Genomic DNA, 25,295 nt, shown 5'->3' on the forward strand with positions numbered 1-25,295 from the left:
ATCGAATGGGATTAAAGTCCAAAATTTTTGCGGTTGCCGGAATTTCAGCCTTGGCAATCGGAACTGTTATCGGCACGGGATTTAACGGAACAGACGAAGCGTTTGCAAAGCAATCGAAAAAAAAGGAGCCTGACATTAAAAACGTAATCTTCTTGATCGGCGACGGGATGGGCGTTTCCTACACTTCAGCCTACCGTTCATTCAAAAACAAAGAACAGGGCACACCGACTGAATTTGACAAATACCTCACCGGATTGCAAATGACGTATCCCGATGACCCGGAATACAACATCACCGATTCGGCGGCAGCCGCCACGGCCATGTCTTCAGGCGTGAAAACGTATAATAACGCGATCGCCGTCGATAAACATAAAAAACCGGTCAAAACCGTCCTCGAACAAGCAAAAGCGAAAGGAATGTCAACAGGGCTGGTTGCAACCTCAGAGATTACACACGCCACCCCGGCCGCTTACGGTGCGCACAACGAATCACGAAAAAACATGGACCAGATCGCAGATGACTATTTCAACGGCAAAATCAAAGGAAAGCACAGGATTGACGTTCTCCTCGGCGGAGGCAAAACGAATTTCGTACGGAAAGACCGCGATTTGACAAAGGCCTTTCAAAAAGACGGATACAGCTATGTGACAAATAAAAAACAGCTGCAGAAGGACAAAAACGGGCAGGTTCTCGGTCTGTTCGCGGACGGCGGGCTTGACAAAGCGATAGACCGAAGCGCGGAAACACCGTCTCTTCAAGACATGACCAAGTCCGCCATCGAAAGGCTCAAACAAAATAAAAAAGGATTTTTCCTGATGGTTGAGGGAAGCCAAATTGACTGGGCCGGCCATGACAACGATATTGTCGGCGCGATGAGCGAAATGAAAGATTTTGAAAAAGCGTTTAAAGCGGCCGTCGATTTTGCCAAAAAGGACAAGCATACGCTCGTCATCGCAACCGCTGATCATTCCACTGGCGGAATGACGGTCGGAACGGACGGACAGAAAAACTGGTTCCCTGAACCGATTTTGGCAGCCAAAAAGACCCCTGCCTTCATGGCGAATGAAATCGCAAGCGGCAAACCGGTTTCAAGCGTACTAAAAAACCGGATTGGCTTCACCTTAACGAAGGAAGAAATCAACAACGTTGAAAAAGCGGCCGAGACAAAAAATGCGGACGCCGTGGAAAAAGCGATTAAAGCGATTTTTGACAACCGTTCGCATACAGGCTGGACAACGGGCGACCACACGGGCGAGGAAGTGCCGGTCTATGCCTTCGGCCCGGGAAAAGAACAGTTCACAGGCCTCTTGGATAATACAGACCAAGCAAAAAACATCTTTAAGATCCTAAAGAACAGAAAATAAAAAAGAGGGGGGCTTCCCCTCTTTTTTCGCCTACAAATATCTGCGGTGAACCGCCTTTCCGTCATATGAAAACATGACGGGCTTATCCTCGAGCACGGTTTCGACATGGACGCTTCTTCCCCAGAGCTGATGGAGATAGGGAAGGACTTTTTCAAGGTATTTTAAATCCAGCTCGATCCCCTCGTACCAATGCTTAATATACAGTTCGTAATTTTTCATATAATCCCCGTCTTCAACGGTCAGATAAGGAAAGCCTCCGTTTACCCGCATGCTGACAAGCTGGTCGCGCACCGACTTCCAGTCCTTGTCAACGATTTTATAATCCCTTCCCTGTTTTTGAAACAGATAAAGGTCTTCCCGCCTGACGAGATCCTTCGTCAAATAATTGCGGATAAACGAAATATCTGATTCGATTTCTCTGACTTCAAAGATTTTCTCTCTTCCCGAGTCCGGCTGAACCCCCATCTTCTTCATGTCTTCTGTCGGGTTGTTGTACCGTTCTTCAATGTCTTCGAATATTTTCAGCCCGAGATAATATGGATTAATGCCGGTTTTGGAAGGCTGGACGACGCCGGCATTCAGCTTGGCAAACTCAAGCGCCTCGCTTGAGGTTAAGTCAAGCTCGCGCATGATCCGCTGGTGCCAGTAGGACGCCCATCCTTCATTCATGATTTTTGTTTCGAGCTGCGGCCAGAAGTACAGCATTTCCTCCCTCATCATCGTCAAAATATCCCGCTGCCAGGGCTCAAGCTCCCGTGAATGTTCCTCAATAAACAGCAAAATGTCTTTTTCGGATTTCGGCGGAAATTTCTTTTTCGCTTTTTTCTTGTTCTGCTTCGGCTCTTTCCGGTCCAATTCCCACAGATCATCATACGGTGATGAGGACTTTTCTTCTTCCTCATCGTCTTCATCATCAATGCTCCACGAAAGCTTCGGGCGCACCAATGACGGATCGATGTGCTCTTCAATCGCTAAAACCGCGTCGAGAAAAGCTTCGACCTCCTTTGCACCGTGGAGCGTCTCATAATGCTTGATCCGCTCCGCCGTTGCAGCCATGCTTTCGACCATATCGCGCTTTGTATTTTGAAACCTGCAGTTGTTTTTAAAGAAATCACAGTGGGCAAGTACGTGAGCGACAATCAGTTTATTTTGGACAAGCGAATTGCTGTCAAGCAAAAAAGCATAACAGGGATCTGAATTGATGACAAGCTCGTATATTTTGCTCAAACCAAAATCGTAATGAAGCTTCATTTTGTGAAACTGCTTGCCGAAGCTCCAATGGCTGTATCTCGTCGGCATCCCGTATGCGCCGAATGTATAGATGATTTCAGCCGGGCATATTTCATATCTCATCGGATAAAAATCAAGGCCGAATCCTTTCGCGATCTCCGTAATTTCTTCAATCGCCCGCTCCAGTTTTTTCTGCTCCCGCACGCTCAATACTGAATCCCCCCCGGTTGGACTTATCTTTATTGTATGAGGGGGGGCGTCAAAAGATGAAATGTGCGGGAATATGTTTTAATTAGCGATTTGCATATCAAGCGATGAAGCAAAGCTTTCGTAGCGGATGTTTTCCGTCGGAATTCCAAGTTTTTTCAATCCGCTGATGACGCTTTTCATGAAAGAAAGCGGTCCGCATACATAAAATTCTCCGTCCTGATCTTTCACGATCGATTTTAAAAGGTCCTCATCAATCCGGCCGTTGATCACGTGTTCTGATACGGCTTCAGTTCCGCGGCTGTAAATAAACAGCAGCCTGTTATCCTGATTTCCGCTGACGAGTTTTTCGGCTTCTTCTTTGAACGCGTGGTGCGTTTCTGATTTTGCGGCGTGAACGAATGTGATCCGGCGTCCGCTGTCTTTTGCGGCCAGCGTTTTTGCCATGCTCATAACCGGCGTAATTCCCGACCCGCCGCTGATGAAATAAACCGGCTTGTCCGATTCTTCGGATAGGGCGAAGTCTCCTGCCGGAGCACTCAATTCAAGAGAGCCGCCAACTTCCATTTCTTCATGTAAATAGCTTGATACTCTTCCTTTCGGTTGGCCTTCTTCAGCTTCCAGTTTGACCGATATCCGGTAATAGTCTTTATTCCACACATCTGACAGGCTGTACTGCCGGGTCAAGAAGTACTGCTCTCCGGGAATTTTGATGCGGACAGATACGTACTGGCCGGGAGTGAACGGAGGCAAGTCCGATCCGTCGGCCGGTTTCACATAAAAAGAAGTGATCGTTTCAGATTCCCGGCGTTTCTCAACGACGACAAACGGTTTGAAACCTTCCCAGCTTCCTGCCCTTTTGGCTTTCTCATACATTTGTTTTTCGATTTCGATAAACACCCGTGCGATTTCTTCATAAGCCTCTGCCCAAGCTTGGAGAATCTCCGGAGTCGCAGCTTCCCCGAGGACGATTTCAATCGCTTCCAGCAAGTGCTTGCCGACGATTGGATAATGCTCGGGTTTTACTTGCAGGCTTTTATGCTTATGGCCGATTTGTTCGACTACCGGAAGCAGCGCCTCAAGCCGGTCGATGTTCTCGGCAGCCTGCAGCACCGTAAATGCCAAAGCTTTCGGCTGTCCTCCCGTTTTCTGGCGGGACATGTTAAAGATATTTTTTAATTCGGGATGCGCGTTGAACATTCTCTCGTAAAAACAAACGGTGATTTCAGTTCCTCTTTCCTTTAATACAGGTGCGGTCGATTTCACAATTTGCATAGTTTTTTCAGATAGCATATCGTTTGCTCCTCTCCAGATCACTTTAAAAATGTATTTTAAATACATCTTTAAAGGTGCAATACGGTCATCTTTAAGCAAAATCATTTGTTTATTCTCAATTAAAGATGTATTTTGGATACATCTTTATCTTAGACATCCATTAGGATTAAAGCAATATTCAAGAAGAATGTTTTATAATTTTGTAACAAATTGACTAAGACCATCATAAACGAATGCAAATGTGATAAGATAATGGAAACTTGTTTGATTGAGGTAAATGCGATGAAATTAACAAATTATACCGATTATTCTTTACGGGTACTGATTTTTCTTGCAACCAGAAACTCAAACGAGCTTGTCAATATAAAAGACATCGCCGATACCTATTCCATATCAAAAAACCACCTGATGAAGGTGATTTACGATCTTGGCAAGCTTGGCTACGTTGAAACGATCCGCGGCCGTAACGGCGGGATCCGTCTCGGAAAGGCTCCTGAACAGATCATTATCGGAGAAGTCATCCGGAAAACGGAAGACGATTTTAATCTTGTGGAGTGTTTTAGCGAAGAAAAAAACAATTGCATTCTTTCGCCGAACTGCGGATTAAAACACGTGTTAAACAAAGCGCTTTCCGCATATTTGGCCGTATTGGATCAATATACGCTCCAGGATGTTATCTTTAATCAGGACAATATACGTAAATTATTGAGTTAATCGAAGGGCATCCGCCCTTCTTTTTTTTATAAAGGAAAAATCTGAACGCTGATAATCGCATTGGTGACCGGATGGAAATATACCTCGGCATGGGCGGGGAACGATTTGCCTTTCTGATTGACGGTTACCCGGAATACGTCTTTTGTCTCTTCATCATTGATTTCTGTCCGCCCTATATATTCATAATCCTTCAGAGAAGCGCCTTTATACTTTTCCTCCAGCGCGCTCCAGGCGATTCGTTCCCATCTTTCAACAGAATCGTGCTCTTCTATTGCATGATGGCCTTTTGCCGTGAAAGACGCGATGAAGACGATGCTGAAAAAAACCGCGCATAAAAGTTTTTTCATGTTTACCTCTCCGATTGTCATTGTACTCATGTTTTATCATGACCAGAAAACGGAGCTCCATGCAGACAGTTTTCGAATTTTTGCGTTATGCAATCCTCATATTTCTAGGCTGTCGCCTCAGGGAGACCAACTTTTGCCCAGAGAAAAAAACGTCCCCGGCACATAAAATAATCAGGACTCCTAAAGAAAGAAGGGAGAGTGGCGAATTGAATAACGCTGATTATGATAAAGCTTTGTACTATACACACCGGTCACAATGGGATAATCTTCTCATTCTCATGGTGCGCACGGAAGATGATTTACTGTCAAAGCGGATTGAACATTTTTTGCATGCCTACAATTTTGAAAGAGACGATGCGATTGTCGAGAAAAGGCTGTATGACCTGCTTCAGTATATTGACCACGCCTCATTTTCCGGACACGGTGAAGACAGCGGCGTGCTCGTTTTCACCTGAAAAAAGCCCGGCGCACCTTCGTGCGTCAGGCTTTTTGAAATTTCGCGAACTTTAGAAGTTCTTCCATCACATCTTTTATTTTCGCTTTTGCGTCTTCTGTGACGGTGTTGTTTTCATCGTCTATATGAATAGGATCGAGCACGAGCTGATTGGGAATCACGTTTGCGTAGACTCCCCGCGCCACGATGCGCATATTGGCCAACGCGTTAATCCCGCCTTTTCCGCCTCCGGCGCACGCGAAAATCGCAACCGGCTTGCTTGCGAATTGCTCGCTGCTTAAAAAGTCAAGCGCGTTTTTCAACGCGCCGCTCATGCCACTGTGATATTCAGGGGATAATAACACGACAGCGTCTGCTTCTTTAACTGACGTTCTTAACGTTTGGACGTTTTCCAGTTGAAACTGGTCATCTTCTCCATTGAAGATCGGCAGGCTGAATTCGCTTAAATCGATGAGACGGGCCTGATATGCAGCGGCGATATACGAAGCGGCAATTTTCGTTCTTCCTTTTTTTCTTGCGGTTCCGCTGATCACGGTTATGTTCATATTTTCATCTCCTAGTTTTTGGATCTATATGATGTTTCACGACAAACAGCGCTGCCTGCGTACGATCTGACAGGCCAAGCTTTGACAACAGATTGGATACGTGCGTTTTCACCGTTTTTTCGGTAATGAAAAGCGCTGCGCCAATTTCTTTGTTGCTCTTGCCTTTGGCGATTTCAAATAAAACGTCTTTTTCTCTATTTGTTAATTGGTGTATTTTTTCTTTTTCGTCGGCCTGTGCCATGTGGCGGAATACGTGGGACATGATTTTCGGATCCAATGTATGGCGCCCGGCGTGAACGGACCGGATCGTTTCGACAAGTTCATCAGGCTCCGTATCCTTGAGCTGATATGCTTCAGCACCTGCCTGGATGGCGGGAATGACGTGCGACTGATCGGCATAGCTTGTCAAAGCGATGACTCTGACGGAAGGATAGAGCGTTTTTATCCGTTTTGTCGCTTCGATGCCGTCCATATCAGGCATGGAAAGATCCATTAACACGATGTCCGCCCGCTTTTCTTCCAGGATGTCCAATACTTCTATGCCTGTCGACGCTTCCCCGATGACGGCCAGGTCGTTTTTCGTTTTGAAAAAAAACAGCAAACCTTTTCTGACGATATGATGGTCATCGGCAATGACGATTTTCACTTTCTCCATTCGGCTTCCCCCTTCCCGTTGCAGGGCAGAATAATCGTGATTTTCGTTCCTTTATTCATTTCCGACCTGATCGAAAACGAACCGCCCGCCTGCTCTGTCCGCTCTTTCATCCCCTTTAAGCCGAGCGTTGGGATGTTTGAATCCGGGTTATATTTAAACCCTTTTCCGTCATCCTCGATTTCGAGCATGATAGATGACGAAGAACGGCTGATTCTCACCTCCGTCAGCCCGGCTTCAGCATGTTTTTTGCAATTGGCGAGGGCTTCCTGGCTCAAGCGCCAAATTAATTCTTCCTCTGCTTGTGAAAAACGGAGCACACCGCTTTGCGTCAGCTTCACATTGAGCCCGATGACTTCGGCGTATTTTTCAATGGCCGCCGCCACCCCCTCTTCAAGCCCCTGCGGCCTAAGCTGCCAGATTAGCGCCCTCATCTCATGAAGCGCTTCATGTGAGAGGCTTTGAATAAATTCAAGCATTTCGCGAAGCTCGGAATCGTCCGTCATCTCCCCCGCCGCTTTTGCCGTAAGGCTTACCGAAAAGAGCATTTGGTTAACCGAATCGTGCAGATCCTGGGCAAGCCTGTTCCGCTCTGTCAGAAGCGCGTTTCTTTGTTCATTTTCGGCAAGCTTCATCCGCTTGATCGCCGTGCCGATCTGAAGGGCGACGGCTTCCAGGAGAGCGAGCTCCTCTTTATCAAAATGAATCTTCTCCGGAGCCGCAACATTCAGCAGCCCGAAGCGCTTGTTTTGATCTGTGAGGGGCACCGTTGCATGCTGGGTAATGCCTTCGGGGTCTCCCGTTTTCATGTCAATCGCCGTATCGATCCGCTTGCATGGATCATATTTGTCGCTCTATCCAGTCTTCCCTGTCTGTATTGATAAAGACAGTAGCAGTCCCCTTCACACATTAAACGCTTCTCATCGTACATCAGGGCTTCAGGCAAAAAAGCAGAGGCTGTCAGCTCGAATCCGCCCTTGTCATCAATCAGGAAAATCCATGCCGTTTGAAGGCCTGTTAAGCGGAGCAGCTTTTTCAAAACGGCATTAAGCGTTTCTTTCAGGTCATTTCCTTCATTCAACGTCTCCGCTATTTCTTTCAATGTTTTCAACTTTTCGAAACGGGTGTCTTCTTTCAACCGTTCATCCGCCTTTCATGCCCTTTGTTTTCTTCATTATACACGCGTTTTTTTAAAAACGGCTCTTTCATTAGAAGGGAATAGCCGGCCCGATTCGCCTGAATTTTTATAAGACTTTGGGCTGAAACGTTAATCGTCCAGGATGTCTTTGTTTCTTTTGAAGGACATTTTCAAAGAGGCCAAACTGATCAAGGAACAGAATAATACGACAAGCAGGCCGAACAGGATCATTTTTCCCCATTCCCCGGCGTCATTCGGCAGACCGGTGAACATGACGTCGGCAAACAGAACGATCACGGCTCAGACCATGCTGCCGGACATCACTTGTTTTCTTTTTTTGCGATAGGCTTTCTCATTATCGATGTCCGTATACTCCATCCCTGACAACAAATAGCGGAAAAGAATATAAACAATATATTCTGCCAAATCCCTGTGCAGAACGGCGCCTCTGATAACGATGTCGGCCAGGAGCAGAGCGGCGGTCAATATGCCTGCTTCACTGAAAAATTGAGTCATTTTTTTTCAACGTATTCATCTGCTGATGCAAACCACTTCATCATCTTTTATCTTCCTCCCAAAATAAATCATCCAACGTTTTATCCAGCGCTTTTGCGATTGCGATGCATAACTGCAGCGTCGGATTATATTTTCCTTTTTCAATCAGCCCGATCGTTTGCCGCGTCACATCAACCCGTTCTGCCAACTGGGCTTGTGTTAATGATTTTTCGATCCGGGCCAATTTGACTCGGTTTACCATTTGCTCACCTGCTTCCTGCGATGTTTCTGTTTTGACTTTAGATTCAGTCAGTCATCCAAAAGATCTTTATTTTTCTTAAAAGACATGCGTAAAGAGATGACATTGATCAGAAAATAGAATAAAACAAACAGAAAGACCATCATCACAAGATCAAGCCATTCTTTTGCATGACCGGGTATTCCCGTGAACGCAATCGTTAAAAACAGAAAAATGAAACCTGACGTAATGCTGACTGCCATCATTTCTTTTCTTTTTTTGCGATAAGTCTGTTTGCTGGCAATGTCCGGGTATTCCAAGCCGGAAAACAGATACCGGAAAAAGACCCAGCCAGCATACAGTCCAAAGCCGATTCCGCTCACAACGTATTCTGATGGTTCTCTATCCAATATGATGCCTCTGACGATCACATCTAAAAGCAATAAAAAAGCGAGCAGCATACCGGATTCGTTAAAAAATTGGTTCATTTTCTTTTCAACGTATTCATCCCCGCTTTTCAAAAATTTCATGACAACCGTCTCCTTTCCGAAAACCAATGATGTAATATATATATTACATTTCGTTAAATATATATTACACCAGATGGATTCTTAAATCAACTCAAACAAAAAAGCCGCCTGCGGGTGCGGGCGGCGGCCTTTCAACCTTTATGCATTTGCTTTTACGATCGAGTCGATCTGTTTCATGACTTCGTCAGTCAGGGTATTCAAACGTGCTTCACTGTCTTCGTTTGTTTCTCCCTTGACGGCGAAGTAAAATTTCACTTTAGGCTCGGTTCCTGACGGACGGAGGCAGAACCATGAACCGTCTTCAAGGAAATATTTCAGCACATTCGATTTTGGAAGATCGATCGCCTCTTCCTTGTTTTCTTTGAGCAGCGTCCGTTTGCCGACTAGATAGTCTTCTGCAGATACAACGTCTTTTCCGGCGATTGAAAGCGGCGGCTGCTGTCTGAACGTGCTCAGGATAGCCGCGATTTGCTCGGCTCCTTCCTTCCCTTTTAAGGTGAGGGATTTCAAGCCTTCGCGGTAATAGCCGAACGTTTTAAACAGCTCAAGCAATCCGTCGTAAAGGGATTTGCCCTGCTTTTTATAGAAGGCGCATACTTCGACGGCAAGAAGGGCGGCCTGAACAGCATCCTTATCTCTTGCAAAGTCGCCGATCAAATAGCCGTAGCTTTCTTCATAGCCAAATTGGAAGGTATATTCGCCGGTTGCTTGATACTGCTTGATTTTTTCTCCGATGAATTTAAAGCCTGTAAGCGTGTCGACCGTATCAAGTCCGAACGAAGAAGCGATGTCGCGGCCCATTTCGCTTGTCACGATCGTTTTCAAGACGACTCCGTTTTCAGGCAGGATTCCTTTTTGCTGTTTTTGAGAAAGCAAATAATGAAGCAGGAGCGCTCCGGTCTGGTTGCCTGTCAGGACGACATAGCGGCCTTCTTGGTCCTTTACGGCGACACCGAGCCGGTCCGCATCAGGGTCTGTTCCGATCAATATATCGGCTTCCTCTTTTTCTCCCAGTTTGATCGCATATTCAAAAGCGGCGTGCTCTTCCGGATTCGGCGAAGACACCGTTGAAAAATCGGGATCTGGAAGTTCCTGCTCGGGAACGACTGTCACGTGTTCATAGCCGAGGGCTTTAAGTCCCCGTCTGACAGATTTGTTGGCCGTACCGTGAAGCGGCGTAAAAATGACCTTTACATCCGTTTCCTTCGCAAGGTCCGGGTTGACGGAAATTGATGTCAGCTTGTCAAGATATGCCTGGTCGACGTCTTCCCCGATGATCTTGATGAGCCCTTTTTCTTTTAAAGCTTTCTCATTACCCTCTGGAATCTCCAATTCGTTTTCAATCGCATTGACTTGCTCGATAAGCTTGTCCGCTGCGGCGGGAGGGAGCTGTGCACCATCGTCTCCGTATACTTTATAGCCGTTGTATTCCGGCGGATTGTGGCTCGCTGTAATCACGATGCCCGCATACGCGTGAAGGTATCTTACAGCAAATGAAAGCTCAGGCGTCGGGCGAAGCTCGTCAAACAGATACGTTTGCACTCCGTTTGCAGCAAGCGTTTTTGCTGCTTCCAGCGCAAATTCCGGCGATTTGTGGCGCGAATCGTAAGCGATGACGACTCCCCGCTTCTTTGCTTCTTCACCGTTTGCGGCTATATACGATGCGAGGCCGGCCGATGCTTTGCGGACCGTATAGACGTTCATCCGGTTTGGACCGGGTCCGATTTCTCCGCGCATTCCCGCCGTTCCAAATTCAAGCTTTTTATAAAAGCAATCCTCTAGTTCTTTCTCATTTCCTTCCGCATTGAGAAGGAGGGATTTTAATTCAGGATCTAAATTTTCAGTGTTTTTCCAGCGTTCATAGCTTGTTTTCCAGCTCATGTCAGACCTCCCAATTTTCTAGCTTATGTAGCAGCTGTTCTGCTTTTATATTATCGATAAACGGCGGCTTTGTCCAAAATAAGTTGGCACAACATAAAAAATGAGGCTGCCTTTATAAAGGCAGCGCCATTTCGGATATTCCGGTCCGGTTTTTCAACATGTCAGACCGTGTCATTTGTACGTGACGGGCTATTTGCTTTCCAGCGGAACGACCGCGTCATGAAGGAGCTCATCAAGCGTTTTCAGATGCTTTTCTTTCGTGTCTTCGTCCCAGTTCAGCTTATCGTTCATATAATCCGTAAGTCCTTCTTTATAGGTGCGGACCCAATTGATGTCAAAAAACAGTGCGCCCGTTCTGCAAACGAAGAAATCCGCCGGAACCGCGGCCATTTCTTCATCGATCGCGTAATCGATTTCCGCCAGTACGTGAACGGGAATACCGCGCTTGGCAGCTTCATCTTTCAGCATTTGAACCCGTTCAAACAGGCGGTCTGTGTTCGATCCGTATCTTGCTGCAAGGTGTCTGGCCGTTTGCTCGGTTAAGCCCGGTGCCGCTCCTTCTTTCGCCTTCTCCTCGATAAAGGCTTCAAGGTTTTGGGAACCGCCGATATGCCCTCCGGAAATCGGCATCGTTTTTGTTTTGCAAGGTCCGAAGTCTTTGTCCCCTTCTTCTTTTAACCGGGTTCTGATAAGGTCAACGATATGTTCAGCCATTTTTCTGTAGCCCGTCAGCTTTCCTCCGGCAATCGTGATCAAGCCTGAGTCTGATGTCCATATTTCATCTTTCCGGGAAATCTCAGACGGATCTTTTCCTTCTTCGTGAATCAAAGGTCTGAGTCCGGCCCAGCTTGACTCCACGTCATTTGCGGTGATGTTCAGGTCAGGGAACATATAGTTGATCGCGTCTATGACGTAGTCCCTGTCTTCGGTCGTCATTCTCGGATGTTCAAGGTTTTTGTTATAGACGGTGTCGGTTGTTCCGACGTATGCCTTGCCGTCCCTCGGAATGGCAAACACCATGCGGCCGTCCGGCGTATCAAAGTAGACGGCCTGCTTCAGCGGAAAGACCGACTGATCGAATACAAGATGGACGCCTTTTGTATGCTGAAGGTGCTTGCCTTCTTTTGAGCGGTCTTTTTCTCTCAGGCTGTCGACCCACGGGCCTGTCGCATTAACGATTTTTTTTGCATGGACGCGGTACGTTTTCTTCGTAAAGACGTCTTCGATCACGACGCCGGCAACCTTTCCGTTTTCGTAGATAAATTCTTTTACCTTTGCATAGTTGACAGCTTCCGCCCCGAATTTAACCGCTTCTTTCAGCACTTCGATCGTCAGTCTGGCATCGTCTGTCCGGTATTCGACATAATAGCCTCCGCCTTTTAAGCCGTCCTTTTTCACGAGCGGCTCTTTTTCAAGCGTTTCTCTTGCGGTCAGCATGCTTCTCCGCTCGGCTTTTTTGACTCCTGCCAAAAAGTCATACACCCTGAGGCCGATTGAAGTCGTGAATTTGCCGAAAGTGCCTCCTTTGTGCATCGGCAAAAGCATCCATTCAGGCGTTGTCACATGCGGGCCGTTTTCGTAGACGATCGCCCGTTCCTTCCCGACTTCGGCGACCATTTTTACTTCAAACTGCTTTAAATAGCGGAGCCCTCCGTGAACAAGCTTTGTTGAACGGCTTGATGTTCCCGCGGCAAAATCCTGCATTTCGCAAAGAGCGGTCTTCATCCCGCGCGATGCGGCGTCAAGCGCCGTTCCGGCACCCGTAATCCCTCCTCCGATAATAAACACATCATACTTCTCTTTTGTCATATTCTTTAGGATGTCATCCCGCTTGCGGCTTGAAAAAACTGTATCCATTAAAAGTCCTCCCTTGTTGTCACGGCAAATAATAGAAAAAGAGACCACAAACATCCAAAGCAATATAACTGCTTTGGTGCCTGTGGTCTCTCCTCTTCTCCAACCGTTTCTATTAACTTGCATTCATTGTAACATACCCGCTGCTTATTTGAAAGCCCTAGCTGCTTTAACTGCTTTTTTCCAGCCGCTGTAAAGGCTTTCCCGCTCTTCTTCTTCCATTTTCGGTTCAAATCGTTTATCCAGCTTCCACTGGTCTTCAATCTCTGACCGATCATCCCAGAAGCCGACGGCAAGACCCGCCAGATAAGCTGATCCGAGGGCTGTCGTTTCATTGATTTCCGGACGTTCGACCGGTACATCAAGAATGTCTCCCTGGAATTCCATCAGGAAGTTGTTTTTCACGGCGCCGCCGTCCACCCGCAGCGTTTTGACCGAAATGCCGGAGTCTTCCACCATGGCATCGAGCACATCTTTCGTCTGATACGCGAGGGATTCGAGCGTCGCTCTGACAAAGTGCTCTTTCGTCGTGCCGCGGGTTAAACCGAAGACGGCGCCGCGAACGTCGCTGTCCCAGTACGGCGTACCTAAGCCGACGAATGCCGGAACCACATATACACCATCAGCAGATTGTGCTTTTACAGCGTATGTTTCACTTTCCTTCGCATCTTTAAACATTCTCAGCCCATCGCGAAGCCACTGGATGGCGGAGCCTGCGACAAATACGCTTCCTTCAAGGGCGTATTCAACCTTTCCGTCAATGCCCCAGGCGATCGTCGTCAGCAGGCCGTGCTCTGACTTAATCGCTTTTTCGCCGGTGTTCATGAGCATAAAGCAGCCGGTGCCGTATGTGTTTTTGACCATGCCTTCTTCAAAGCAGGCTTGCCCGAACAGCGCGGACTGCTGATCGCCTGCCGCCCCTGCAATCGGAATGTTCTTCCCGAAGAAATGGTAATCGACCGTTTCGGCGTACACATGGGAAGACGGCTTGACTTCAGGAAGCATCGAATTCGGAACGCCGAGAATGTCGATCAGTTCATCATCCCACTTCAAATCGTAAATGTTGAACATCAGCGTTCTTGAGGCATTTGAATAATCGGTCACATGAGCTTTGCCGCCCGACATCTTCCAGATCAGCCATGAATCGATCGTTCCAAAGAGCAGGTCGCCGTTTTCCGCTTTTTCCCGCGCTCCTTCTACATGATCCAAAATCCATTTGACCTTTGTGCCTGAAAAATAAGGGTCGATCAACAGTCCCGTTTTTTCCCTGATCTTGTCTTCATATCCTTTGTTTCTTAATTCTTCGCAAATGTCTGCGGATTGCCGAGACTGCCAGACGATCGCATTGTAAACGGGCTGGCCTGTATGCTTATCCCAGACAACCGTTGTTTCCCGCTGGTTTGTGATGCCGATGCCGGCGATTTGTCCGGCTTGGATTCCTGATTCAGAAAGCGCTGAGGCAATGACAGCCAATACGGACCCCCAGATTTCGTTTGCATTGTGTTCAACCCAGCCGGAATTCGGGAAATACTGATTGAATTCCTTTTGCGCGGTATGCACAATCTTTCCTTCTTTATTGAAAATAATCGCTCTTGTACTTGTCGTTCCTTGATCAAGAGATAAAATATACTTTTCCATTTTAACTCCCCCTTATTGTCTCCTTAAGTTACAAATGAACCGAATTCTCTGCCGCTTGTTTTTTCGAATATATATAGAAACCTAACAATATCACAGCTACTGCAGCGCTTACAATCCAAAAGGTGTTTGTCATGTGCCCTTTAAATACCGCATTGTAAAAAACGCCGGCGAACGATCCTCCGAGAATCGGTCCGAAGACGGGCACCCATGCGTAGCGCCAGTTGGAGCCTCCTTTTCCCGGTATAGGAAGTACAAAATGGGCGATTCTCGGACCCAAATCACGCGCCGGGTTAATCGCATACCCTGTCGTTCCCCCGAGCGACAGGCCGATCGCCACGATCAAAAAACCGACGATCAACGGGTTCAGCCCTTCGGTAAATTTATTTGCGCCAATAGTCAAAATACTGAGTACGAGAATAAATGTACCGAATGTTTCACTGAACAGGTTGGCAAATGTATTCGGAATGGCCGGTCCTGTCGAAAACACCCCAAGCTTCGCTCCCTGGTCATCTGTTTCTTTCCAATGCGGCAAATAATGAAGAAAAATAAGAACGGCTCCTAAAAAAGCGCCAAGCATTTGTCCGCAAATATAGGCAGGCACTTGCTCCCAAGGGAAATCGCCGACAAATGCCAGTCCCAATGTGAGGGCCGGATTTAAATGGGCTCCGCTGATATTGCCGACGGCATATGCGGCCATGGCCACGCCAAGCCCCCAGCCAAATGCGATGACGATCCATCCCGATTGATGAGAAAGTGATTTTTTTAAATTTACGCCGGCGCAAACTCCTGCGCCAAAGACGATGAGCAGCATCGTTCCGATAACTTCCCCCCAAAATGCTGTCAAGGCTACCCCTCCTAAGAAAATCAGTCTTTATAAATATAAGTTTTCACTGTGTCTAAAAGACCATAAAAAAACACAGCAAAACTTCTTTACATAAGGTAAAGAACTGCTGTGGTCTCCGGGTCTCCGTCACAATGTATCAACTTGGTACGATCGTATCGTATAATGAAAGCGTTGTCAATATTTTTTCATTATTTTCGCTCAGATCCAATACTTTTTCCACAGCTCTGTATCGGACGTTGTTACAGCGGACGCCCCCGCCGCCAAGGCGTTTTTCACGTCATTCTCGGAGCGGATGAAGCCGCCCGCGAATATCGGAATTCCCGTTTTTTCTTTTACTTCCCTGATCAATTCAGGCACGACCCCCGGGAGGACTTCAATAAAATCTGGCCGGTGTTTTTTGACCAGTTCAATACTTTTGTCCATGGCGCTCGTATCGATTAAAAACATCCGTTGAATCGCATACACCTTCTTTTGCTTCGCCTTGGCGATCACGCTTGATCTCGTTGATAAAATGCCGGCCGGCTTCATTTCCTGGCAGATAAATTCGGCTCCGTATTCGTCATGCTTAATACCCTGGATTAAGTCAACGTGCACAAACATATTTTTGCCCCTGGCTCTCGCCGCACTGATCACGCCTCCCAGCCGTCCAAGGTGAATATCAAGAAGAACGCCGTATAAAAAAGGGCTGTCCAGGAAAATGTCAAACTGCTTCATATTGCGAATCGCCGGTAAAATTTGCTGATCGTGAAAACTCATGTTCCATCTCCTTCTTCGTTTGCATCCTGTATTACACTAAAGGAAATTCCCCTCTATTGCAATCCCCTGGTTAGGTATAATCGTTCCCCAGGCAGAACATTTTACATTCATCCTTTGCCAAGCCATAATGTTAGCATCATTTGAGAAAAGAAAGGGGTAATTTTCGTGAAAGCGATCATCCATAGCGGTACGGACGGTCTTGCGGGATTGAAAATAACAGACGCAGCCGTTCGATCACCCGGATACGGGGAAGTAAAAATCAAGGTAAAAGCGGCGGGGCTCAATCACCGCGACCTTTTTCTCTTCCGCTCGCGAAAAGAAGGCGAAGCGCCTTTCATTCCCGGATCTGACGGGGCGGGCATTGTCGAAGAAATCGGCGAGGGCGTATCAGGTCTCGCGGCAGGCGCAGAGGTCATCATCAATCCGAGCATCACCTGGGAATTCACGGATTCCGTCCCGCAAGTTCCCGACATTCTCGGCGGGCCTTCTGACGGAACCTTTGCAGAATATGTGATTGCCTCTGCAAAAAACGTCCTTCCAAAACCGGCCTATCTTACCTGGGAAGAAGCCGGGGTCTTGCCTTTATCAGCGCTTACCGCCTACAGGGCTCTTTTCACAAAAGGCCGGCTGGAAAAAGGCGAGCATCTCTTCATCACCGGCATCGGAAGCGGTGTGGCGACATACGCCCTGCTCATGGCCAAGGCGGCCGGTGCACAGGTCACCGTCACGTCGCGGAGCGAAGAAAAAAGAAAAGAAGCGCTGAATCACGGCGCAGATCGCGCGTTTGACAGCAGCAGCGATTGGAGCGAAAGCCTCAAAGGGGAAAAAGTCGATTTTGTCCTTGATAGCATCGGACCGGCGACATTTCCGAAATACTTTGACATTCTGAAGCCGAACGGACGGATCGTCAATTTTGGCGCAAGCTCCGGAGACAGCATCGAGCTTCCTCTGCGCTCGCTTTTTTTCCCGCAATTCAGCATCATCGGCACTTCAATGGGCAGCCTTGAGGAGTTCCGGGACATGCTTCAGTTTATAGAGCGCCATTCGCTTCGGCCGATCATCGATAAGATGTATCCTTTGTCAGATGCACGCAATGCCTTTAACCGGATGACGAATGGAGAACAATTCGGAAAAATCGCCCTCGTCATGGACGCGTAAAGTGCCTTTAGAAGCGGGCGGCCCGACTGACGGCCGCCCGCTTCTTTTAAGCTAAACAGCGCAGACTTTCCTTCAGCACGCTAATGATGAAGGAAAGGTCTTCCTCCGTCAAACTGAGAGGGGGCGCAAGCTGGATGACGTTGTTGTATCCGGCCGCCGTGTCCGCATTTTTACTGACGATCAATCCTTTCTGTCTGCACTCCCCGATCACTTTGTTCACGTCCGCCATATCGGCCGGCTCTTTCGTCCGTTTATCCTTTACGAGTTCGATCCCTACAAGAAGCCCCTTCCCGCGGACGTTCCCGACATTCGGGTTGTCTTCGGCCTCCTTCAGCTCGCTGAGCAGCCTTTCGCCAAGCACGCGCGACCGCTCGATTAAGCGCTCTTCCTCCATGATGGAAAGGTTTCTGATCGCCAGTGCACACGCGGCCGGGCTTCCTCCAAACGTATTGACATGGCGGAAACGGTCATAAGGGCCGTCACCTGCATACGCTTCATAAATCTCCCGTTTGACGGCGGTTGCCGCAAGCGGAAGATAGCCGCTCGTCATCCCCTTGGCCATTGTGATGATATCGGGTTTTACGCCGTAATTCATAAAGCCGAACCGCTCGCCCGTCCGGCCGAAGCCGCAAATGACTTCATCGCAGATCAAGAGCGCACCGTGCGTTTCACATATACCTTTGACTTTTGCCATATACCCGTCAGGCGGCATCAAAATGCCTCCTCCGGTAATGATCGGCTCCATGATTACGCCGGCGACCGTTTCAGGAAGCTCCCACGTCATCACCTTGCCAATGTCTTCAGCGCTTTCAAGCGTATCGCGATCAGCAGGATTGCGGTACAGATCAGGAGGCTGTACATGGATGAATCCGTGGCCGAGCGGTTCGTATTTATACTTTCTTTGCGCCTGCCCGGTTGCAGCGAGCGCTCCCATCGTGTTTCCGTGATAGGCTCTGTAGCGGGAAATGAATTTATATCTCGCATGTTCCCCGTTTTGCTGATGATATTGGCGCGCGATTTTAAAAGCCGTTTCATTTGCTTCAGAGCCGCTGTTGGAAAAAAAGATCACATAATCTCCGCCAAGCCATTCATTCAGCTTTTCAGCCAGCCGGACGGCGGGAACATGAGTGTTCGTCAGCGGGGCGTAAGGCATCTCAAGCAGCTGTTCATACGCCGCATCTGCGAGCTCTTTTCTGCCGTAGCCGGCATTGACGCACCACAGCCCGGCCATTCCGTCCAAAAAACGGCGGCCGTCAATGTCCGTAATCCAGGCGCCTTCGGCTTTTTTCACGACAAGCCGGGCCGGATCGGAAGCCGTCCCGCTCATGGCGTGCCAAAGGTATTGCTGATCTTTCGCTTTGAGATCCGCGCGATTTTCCTGTACCGTCATTTGTCCACCCCATTTCATGATCTAAAAAACCATACAATTTTATATGTATTTCATTTCTTCATAGGAGATGCAGTTCCTTTTCAAAGATAAAAAGGGCCGCCTGAAACATTCAGGTCAGACCCATACGGAAAGCATCCACAGTACAACAGGCAGCGTGCCGATGCTGAGCATCGTACTGATAAAGGTGGCGCTTGATACGATTTCCGGTTTTGTTCCAAATTGAACAGCCATCAGCGTTGTATTCGCGGCAGTCGGCATGGCAGCCGACAGGATCATAATCTGTTTGACCAAATCGCTGACAGGAAGGATAAGGGCAAACCCCAAAGCAATAAGCGGCGATGCGATGAGCTTGAGCAAAAGCGAGTAAGAGATTTTTCGATATTCGATATGTTTAAACGAAATCGCAGCGAGCTGCATCCCGAGAATAATCATGATCGTCGGAATCGCGGCGTCCCCGACCAATTTAATTGCCGTCATAAACTGTTCGGGAATCGAAATATGGCTCAGCTGTAGTGCGATTCCGAGCAGCGCCCCGTAGGCGACAGGCATCCGCGTCACGCTGCTCATCACCGTTTTAAAGCCGGCTCGTTCAGAGCTCCCTTTTGCCGCATAATAGAGACCGATCGTGCTCATGACGAGCTGCTGGATCACCATCAGCACAACGGCAATGTCAAGCCCTGCCGCACCGTAGACGAGCAAAACGACGGGCGTCCCATAATTCCCGTTGTTCATGAAGGCTGACGACAAAATAAGAGCGCAGCGTTCCTGATTGGAATACTTATAAATATAGGAGATGAGATAGACCAATAGAATCAAAGCGATGCAAAGGCCCAGGGCAAAAACGGACATATATAAATAATCCATGGTCAGCTTGTTTTCATAAAACGTATCGAACGCCAAAAAAGGAGACATTAAATAAAGGGACATTTTAGACAGGTTTTGAATGTCAAAGCCAAGCAGCTTCTGCCCGGCATATCCGATGGCAAATACTCCGAAAACAGGGAGCAAAACGAGTAGAAATTCCATGATGCACCTTCTTTTTATGTATAAACCGCTTTCAGTGTTATGTTTAATGATAAAGAAAATTCCATCTATTTTCAATATGATAGAATAAGCACGACGGATCAAATGGAAGGGAGCCTGCCATGGTCTTAAACGAACGGGATTTTTATGTGAAAGGAATGCACTATACGATTCGGTCGGCCGCCAAAAAAGACGCAGGAGCATTATCCGCATTAAGAGTGCGGATCGACGGGGAAACCGAAAATTTGGACAGGGAAAAAGGAGATGCATTCATCGATGCGCCGCGGTTTGAACAAATCATACAAACGCCGGAATTTATTTTTGACAGCGGAAGTACGAGGCCGGATCGCAGGTTTTTCAAGATGCGAAGGAGCAGATTTGAACAGATTCTCTCACAAGACCGAATTCGGGGTATGCGTGTTAAAGGATTTTTGGGGATACGGCATCGGGACAAACCTATTGCAGCAATCTATTTTTTGGGCCGACGCGAGCGGCATCAAAAAAATAGCTCTTCAAGTGTTAGAAACAAATGAGAAAGCGATTAAACGCTATCAAACATACGGTTTTGAGATAGAAGGCATCCTGAAAAATGACAAAATCCTTTCTGACGGCAAATACTACAATACGATCATAATGGGAAGATGGAACGAATGACAAAACAGCCAATGGAAAGTGCGGAGCCGATTCAGGCTCCGCCATTCTCTCCTCAACCTTCGCCTTCATTCCGCCGCTTCTCCCTCGCAAACGTATAATTGCCTTCATATCGCGTCAGACGGCCGCCGCTGAGCCAATACGTGACATTGAACATCCTGTCCAGAAAATATCTATCATGGGAAACCGCGATAATCGTCCCTTGAAATCGGGCGAGCGCCTCTTCGAGCACTTCTTTTGATTCGATGTCCAAATGGTTTGTCGGTTCATCGAGGATCAGCACGTTATGATGCTGATGGACAAGCTGGGCCAGGCGAAGGCGCATGCGCTCTCCTCCGCTTAAGTCCTTCACTTTTTTAAACACGGAGTGTCCGTAAAACAAAAACTTCGCCAGCATCATTCGGGCTTCGCCTTCGGTCGCAGTGACTTGATCGCGAAACTCAGCCAGGACGGAGTGCTCTTCATTCATTTCCGAGACATGCTGGGTCAGATGAGCGACAGACAAACTGCTCCCAAGCTGCACCTCGCCGCTGTCAGCCGGCGCAGTACCGCTGATGATCGAAAGGAGCGTCGTTTTGCCGCTTCCGTTTTCGCCGACGATGGCAACGCGGTCCTGAAAGCGGACATGCATGTGCAACCCGCTGAACAGCTCCCGTTTTCCAAAGCGCTTTTTCACATTTTCAAGCTTGACGACGTCTTTTCCGCTTCGGTCGTTCATTTTGAAGGCGAGATCGATTTTCTTTCGGTCGAGTGCGGGCTTTTTTAGAACATCGATGCGCGCCAATGCCTTTTCCATGCTTTTGGCGCGGCGGTGCAGTCCCTCGTTTGAAGGATTGGCCCTGTTTGCCCATTCCTTCAGACGCTTGATCGTTTCCTTCATTTTTTTGATCTTTTTTTGCTGGTCCTGATAATGCTGGAACTCTCTGATCAGGCGTTCTTCGCGCTCAATCGTATACCCGGAATAATCCCCCTGGTATACGTGAAGCTCTCCCTGGTCGATTTCAAAAATGGACGTTGCGACATCATCCAAAAAATACCGGTCATGAGAAACGATGACCGCCGTCCCTTTGTACTGTTTGACAAATGTTGTGAGCCATTCGACCGCATCCAGATCCAAATGGTTTGTCGGCTCATCCAATAAAAGCAGATCGGGAGACGACAGCAAAAGCCTCGCCAAGCCGACTTTCGTCCGCTCTCCTCCGCTTACATCCCGCCATTTTGCATCAAGCAGACGGCTGATCTTCAAGCCGGCGGCGACGCGTTCGATTTGCGAGCTGATCTCGTAACCGCCTTTTTGCTGAAATTCGTCCTGCAGCGCACCATAGCGTTCAAGCAGCCGTTCGAGTGTTTCCGCGTCTTGTTCCTCTGCCAGCCGCCGTTCGATGGCAGACAGCTGGTTCTGTATATTCCATAATGAAGCAAACACATCAAACAGCAGCTCTTTTACCGTTTGTTCCCCGGCATGCGCCGCCGACTGCTTCAGCAAACCGGCCGATATTCCCTTCTTCCATGTGACAAGTCCTTCATCAGGCTTCACTTGCCCGCTCATCAGCCTCAACAGCGTCGTTTTCCCTTCCCCATTGCGGCCGATCAGACCGATTCGTTCGCCTTGTTTTATTTCGCATGACACTCCGCTGAGAACCGCATGTCCTCCATATGACTGTGTCACGTTTTGTACACTGCATACTGCCATGAATCTCTTCCTCCGTTTCGCGAAGAGACATCCGGCCATAAAAAAAACGGCAGAGCTAACATGCTGCCGTCAAGATCAAAAAGCAGTTAAAATCCGATTGTGGGCAGATGTCTCTCACTGGTATTTTTTCCTCATGAATGTGTAAAAAAGGGCAGACTGATCCCGTAATACGCATTCTCCGGAAAAAATTGCGCGACAAATATACAAGTGGGCTTGCACGTCTGTCATGCGCTTACCAGTTTGATTCATCTTTTCCACCTCCTTTACATACATCCAATATATGAAAAACAAAACAGAAAGTCAATCGCAAAAAGCCGGCCACTAGGGTGCCGGCTGTTCACACGTTATTTTTTATAATGAATCCGGTAAATGTCGTGGCGTCTGTCTTTCAGCTGACGGACCGTACCGTCTTGGCGCTGCCTTCTGAGAATTTCCAGATCGACGTCGCCGATGACGACCATTTCAATGTTCGGATTGCATTCGCCGAAGATTCCGTCCCTTGCAAATTCAAAATCGGAAGGCGCAAAAATCGCCGATTGCGCATATTGAATATCCATGTTTTCTGTTTGCGGCAGGTTTCCGACCGTCCCGGAAATGACGGTGTACACTTGGTTTTCCACAGCTCTCGCCTGAGCGCAGTATCTGACGCGCAAATACCCTTGGCGGTCTTCTGTACAGAAGGGCGTGAAGATGATCTTCGCGCCTTTTTCCGTTGCGATTCTGGCAAGCTCGGGGAACTCGATGTCATAGCAAATCTGAATCGCGATCTTTCCGCAATCTGTGTCAAACACACGCACCTCGTCTCCCCTGCTGATCCCCCACCATTTCCGTTCATTCGGCGTGATATGAAGCTTATATTGCTTTTCAATCGTGCCGTCTCTTCTGAATAGATAAGCAATGTTGTAGATTTTCCCTTCCTCTTCGACAAAATGGGAGCCGCCGATAATATTGACGTTGTATTTGACGGCAAGGTCTGTGAACAAGCTGATGTAATCCTCCGTATATTCGGTAATCCGCTGAACGGCAAGGCTCGGGGAACGCTCCTCAAGAAAAGACATCAGCTGCGTCGTGAAAATTTCCGGATAAACAGCAAAATCGGCTCCCGCGTCTGATGCGACATCTGCATAGTACTCGATGGTTGGCGAACTCTTCAAACGAATGAATCTGCTTCATTTCGTATTGAATCACGCAAATCCTTACCGGGAAGGCCGATTTGTAGTAGCGTTTGCTTTGCGGCATATAGTCGACATTATTCCACTCCATCAATGTCGCATATTTGCTATGCCTTGTCATCCGGCAGATAGTTCGGATTGATCCTCATCATCGTAAAGCCGTTCAGCAGCTGAAACGACAGCACCGGATCATAAATCTGATGGTGAATGACCTGTTCGACGTACTGCCTCGGCGTCATCTCAGAGGCGTATTTGTGATAGTTCGGAATCCGGCCGCCGATGATGATGCTCTTTAAGTTGAGCCGCCTCGCCAGATCCTTTCGCGCTTCATAAAGGCGGTGGCCGATTTTCATTCTTCTGTATTCGGGATGAACCATCACTTCAATGCCGTACATGTTCAGGCCGTCGGGGTTGTGATTCGTAATATAGCCGTCATCTGTGATATCCTGCCATGTATGACGGTCGTCATATTCGTCAAAATTGATCAAGAGGCTGGAGCAGGAGCCGATCACTTCCCCTTCAAGCTCCGCACAGAACTGCCCTTCCGGAAAATACTGAAGATGGCTTTCCAGATGCTCCCGCTTCCAAGGAACCATCCCCGGAAAACAAAGCTCCTGAAGCTCAATGATGCTTTCAATGTCTTTTTCTTCGATATTGCGGATGACGATCTTTTTTTCAAAACGGGAAAGATCCAATTTTTCAGACACGTCTCTTCCTCCTCTCGCTTGGCTAAGCTTGATCAGACACTTTTTTGATAAGCTGTTCCAACTCCATTTCCGCCATCGATTCAAGGCGGTGATCATAATGCTCGAACAGCAGGCTTTTCGTCACTTTATTCGGCACGATGACACACTTCATTCCAGCGCGCTTTGCCGCCATCGATCCGTTGACGGAATCCTCGAAAGCGAGGCATTCCCCAGGCTGTACGCCGAGGCACTCGGCTGTCTGCAAGTACAGCTCCGGATTCGGCTTGACCTCCTCAACGTCATCGGCCGTTCTGATGCATTCAAAATCGTCGTACAGGCCGATCTGCTTCAAATGCTGTGATACCCATTTATAATCAGAGCTTGACGCAAGGCCGATTTTTAGTCCGAGTTCTTTTGCCGCCGTCAAGTAGGCCTCGACTCCGGGGCGCGCTTTTTCGCTTTCAAGCCGTTTCAAAAAGCGTTCTTTCCGCAAGCTTTCCAGCCTTTCCTGATCAAGCTTCTTTTGCACCTGTTCTTCCAGGTAAACAAAAGGCTGAAAGCCTGCAGCCGTTCCGATCACCTTCCCCCATACCGACATCGGAAGAGCTGAGCCGTGCTCTTCAAAAATTTCTTGAAGCACTTCATAATCGTGTGTTTCTGTATCTAAAATAAGGCCGTCAAAATCAAAGATCACTGCTTTTATCATCGTGCTTTGTCCAACTCCTTTTGCCTGTTTGCACACTAATTGTATCCTTCTTACTTTCCCTTGAAAAGCCCGGAGCATTCAAAAATGTTATGTTAAACACAAGAAGAGCCTGCTCATTTCGGCAAGCTCTTTTTGCTTTATTGCGTTTGAGTCGGAGTGGAAATGTTCGTGAGCGCCTGTCCCGCAGACTCGTTTGACAACTCGTTTACCGCGAGGTCCCCAAGCGCGACAATGCCGACTAAATGATTGTTATCCACAATCGGCAGACGCCGGATTTGACTCTGTGCCATAAGGTGTGACGCTTCTTCAAGGCTCATGTTCGGATTGCCTGATACAACATCCGTCGTCATGACATCAGAGACCGGTGTCTGGCCGTCCTGGCCTTGAGCCGTGGTTCTGAGCGTAATGTCGCGATCAGTGATCATCCCTTTCAATACACCCTGGTCAACGACCGGAATCGCTCCGACATTATGCCGGCTCATCAGTTCCGCCGCTTCTTTTACCGTCTGATTCGATGAAACCGTCACCACCTGCTTTGACATCGCATTGCTGACTTTATTCAATAGACTGCACCCCTTTCGGTTGTTAGTATGCACAGACAACGAACAGGCTACAAAGGAAGTTGAAACCATCCTTGTGTTTTTCGTATTTTTC

General features: G+C 48.0%; 23 protein-coding genes and 3 pseudogenes. 5 read left to right on the forward strand and 21 right to left on the reverse strand.

What is annotated here, in order from left to right; translation table 11 throughout:
• Positions 1–5: 5 nt before the first annotated feature.
• Complete coding sequence (locus AB447_RS17425; protein ID WP_048353461.1) at positions 6–1,364, forward strand: alkaline phosphatase; 1,359 nt, start codon at positions 6–8, stop codon at positions 1,362–1,364.
• 30 nt (positions 1,365–1,394) lie between these two features.
• On the opposite strand, the gene AB447_RS17430 is transcribed toward AB447_RS17425, so the two are convergent.
• Both AB447_RS17430 and hmpA read right to left on the reverse strand, forming a co-directional pair.
• A complete protein-coding gene (locus AB447_RS17430) occupies positions 1,395–2,804 on the reverse strand; it encodes a SpoVR family protein (RefSeq protein WP_048353462.1) in 1,410 nt (469 codons plus the stop codon).
• 78 nt (positions 2,805–2,882) lie between these two features.
• Positions 2,883–4,094: an NO-inducible flavohemoprotein gene (gene hmpA / locus AB447_RS17435; protein ID WP_048353511.1), complete on the reverse strand. Its 1,212-nt coding sequence runs from the start codon at positions 4,092–4,094 to the stop codon at positions 2,883–2,885.
• Positions 4,095–4,358: 264 nt separating this feature from the next.
• On the opposite strand from hmpA, the gene nsrR reads away from it, so the two are divergent.
• Positions 4,359–4,790: a nitric oxide-sensing transcriptional repressor NsrR gene (gene nsrR, locus AB447_RS17440; RefSeq protein ID WP_048353463.1), complete on the forward strand. Its 432-nt coding sequence runs from the start codon at positions 4,359–4,361 to the stop codon at positions 4,788–4,790.
• A gap of 26 nt (positions 4,791–4,816) precedes the next feature.
• Here nsrR and AB447_RS17445 read toward each other — a convergent pair whose 3' ends face one another.
• Entirely contained in the window at positions 4,817–5,137 is a 321-nt protein-coding gene (locus AB447_RS17445) for a DUF3889 domain-containing protein (protein ID WP_048353464.1), read from the reverse strand.
• 206 nt (positions 5,138–5,343) lie between these two features.
• Between AB447_RS17445 and AB447_RS17450 the strand changes: the two genes are divergently transcribed.
• A complete protein-coding gene (locus tag AB447_RS17450) occupies positions 5,344–5,592 on the forward strand; it encodes a YhdB family protein (protein WP_048353465.1) in 249 nt (82 codons plus the stop codon).
• Positions 5,593–5,617: 25 nt separating this feature from the next.
• Here AB447_RS17450 and AB447_RS17455 read toward each other — a convergent pair whose 3' ends face one another.
• The 12 genes and pseudogenes from AB447_RS17455 to AB447_RS17505 form a co-directional block, all read right to left on the reverse strand.
• Complete coding sequence (locus tag AB447_RS17455) at positions 5,618–6,136, reverse strand: NADPH-dependent FMN reductase (protein WP_048353466.1); 519 nt, start codon at positions 6,134–6,136, stop codon at positions 5,618–5,620.
• Between the two features lie 4 nt (positions 6,137–6,140).
• On the reverse strand, positions 6,141–6,791 hold the full coding sequence (locus tag AB447_RS17460) for a response regulator (RefSeq protein ID WP_048353467.1): 651 nt from the start codon (positions 6,789–6,791) through the stop codon (positions 6,141–6,143).
• Positions 6,779–7,926 (reverse strand): annotated as a pseudogene (locus AB447_RS17465) (GAF domain-containing sensor histidine kinase). The gene AB447_RS17460 and the pseudogene AB447_RS17465 overlap by 13 nt, the downstream one beginning before the upstream one ends.
• Before the next feature lie 129 nt (positions 7,927–8,055).
• Complete coding sequence (locus tag AB447_RS26970) at positions 8,056–8,223, reverse strand: hypothetical protein (RefSeq protein WP_232517642.1); 168 nt, start codon at positions 8,221–8,223, stop codon at positions 8,056–8,058.
• 3 nt (positions 8,224–8,226) lie between these two features.
• Positions 8,227–8,442, reverse strand: a complete 216-nt coding sequence (locus AB447_RS26975) for a hypothetical protein (protein ID WP_053071174.1) — start codon at positions 8,440–8,442, stop codon at positions 8,227–8,229.
• Positions 8,443–8,482: 40 nt separating this feature from the next.
• Positions 8,483–8,683, reverse strand: a complete 201-nt coding sequence (locus AB447_RS17475) for a helix-turn-helix transcriptional regulator (RefSeq protein WP_048353468.1) — start codon at positions 8,681–8,683, stop codon at positions 8,483–8,485.
• Positions 8,684–8,730: 47 nt separating this feature from the next.
• The gene (locus tag AB447_RS17480) at positions 8,731–9,189 is read right to left on the reverse strand and encodes a DUF6773 family protein (protein WP_048353469.1); all 459 of its coding nucleotides are present in this window, start codon (positions 9,187–9,189) and stop codon (positions 8,731–8,733) included.
• A 138-nt stretch (positions 9,190–9,327) separates the two neighbouring features.
• A complete protein-coding gene (locus tag AB447_RS17485) occupies positions 9,328–11,070 on the reverse strand; it encodes a phospho-sugar mutase (protein WP_048353470.1) in 1,743 nt (580 codons plus the stop codon).
• Between the two features lie 189 nt (positions 11,071–11,259).
• The gene (gene glpD, locus AB447_RS17490; RefSeq protein ID WP_048353471.1) at positions 11,260–12,927 is read right to left on the reverse strand and encodes a glycerol-3-phosphate dehydrogenase; all 1,668 of its coding nucleotides are present in this window, start codon (positions 12,925–12,927) and stop codon (positions 11,260–11,262) included.
• Between the two features lie 144 nt (positions 12,928–13,071).
• Positions 13,072–14,562, reverse strand: a complete 1,491-nt coding sequence (glpK, locus tag AB447_RS17495) for a glycerol kinase GlpK (protein WP_048353472.1) — start codon at positions 14,560–14,562, stop codon at positions 13,072–13,074.
• Between the two features lie 28 nt (positions 14,563–14,590).
• A complete protein-coding gene (locus AB447_RS17500) occupies positions 14,591–15,406 on the reverse strand; it encodes an MIP/aquaporin family protein (RefSeq protein WP_048353473.1) in 816 nt (271 codons plus the stop codon).
• A 198-nt stretch (positions 15,407–15,604) separates the two neighbouring features.
• Complete coding sequence (locus AB447_RS17505; RefSeq protein WP_048353474.1) at positions 15,605–16,162, reverse strand: glycerol-3-phosphate responsive antiterminator; 558 nt, start codon at positions 16,160–16,162, stop codon at positions 15,605–15,607.
• A gap of 165 nt (positions 16,163–16,327) precedes the next feature.
• Between AB447_RS17505 and AB447_RS17510 the strand changes: the two genes are divergently transcribed.
• Entirely contained in the window at positions 16,328–17,320 is a 993-nt protein-coding gene (locus AB447_RS17510) for a quinone oxidoreductase family protein (protein WP_048353475.1), read from the forward strand.
• Positions 17,321–17,366: 46 nt separating this feature from the next.
• Here AB447_RS17510 and AB447_RS17515 read toward each other — a convergent pair whose 3' ends face one another.
• Positions 17,367–18,710, reverse strand: coding sequence for an aspartate aminotransferase family protein (locus AB447_RS17515; RefSeq protein WP_048353476.1), 1,344 nt, complete (start codon positions 18,708–18,710; stop codon positions 17,367–17,369).
• A 114-nt stretch (positions 18,711–18,824) separates the two neighbouring features.
• The gene (locus tag AB447_RS17520; protein ID WP_048353477.1) at positions 18,825–19,736 is read right to left on the reverse strand and encodes an AEC family transporter; all 912 of its coding nucleotides are present in this window, start codon (positions 19,734–19,736) and stop codon (positions 18,825–18,827) included.
• Between the two features lie 119 nt (positions 19,737–19,855).
• Between AB447_RS17520 and AB447_RS17525 the strand changes: the two are divergent.
• Positions 19,856–20,387: pseudogene (locus tag AB447_RS17525) on the forward strand (N-acetyltransferase family protein).
• A 52-nt stretch (positions 20,388–20,439) separates the two neighbouring features.
• Here the strand turns inward: AB447_RS17525 and abc-f are convergent.
• From abc-f to AB447_RS17545, 4 genes and pseudogenes are all read right to left on the reverse strand, one after another.
• Complete coding sequence (gene abc-f / locus AB447_RS17530) at positions 20,440–22,077, reverse strand: ribosomal protection-like ABC-F family protein (RefSeq protein WP_048353478.1); 1,638 nt, start codon at positions 22,075–22,077, stop codon at positions 20,440–20,442.
• A gap of 344 nt (positions 22,078–22,421) precedes the next feature.
• Positions 22,422–23,956 (reverse strand): annotated as a pseudogene (locus tag AB447_RS17535) (GNAT family N-acetyltransferase).
• A gap of 22 nt (positions 23,957–23,978) precedes the next feature.
• Positions 23,979–24,641, reverse strand: coding sequence for an HAD family hydrolase (locus tag AB447_RS17540; protein ID WP_046129765.1), 663 nt, complete (start codon positions 24,639–24,641; stop codon positions 23,979–23,981).
• A 137-nt stretch (positions 24,642–24,778) separates the two neighbouring features.
• Complete coding sequence (locus AB447_RS17545) at positions 24,779–25,183, reverse strand: CBS domain-containing protein (RefSeq protein ID WP_373688041.1); 405 nt, start codon at positions 25,181–25,183, stop codon at positions 24,779–24,781.
• Positions 25,184–25,295: the final 112 nt, after the last annotated feature.

It is taken from the genome of Bacillus glycinifermentans (assembly GCF_001042475.2).
In the GTDB taxonomy this organism is placed as follows: Bacteria; Bacillota; Bacilli; order Bacillales; family Bacillaceae; genus Bacillus; species Bacillus glycinifermentans.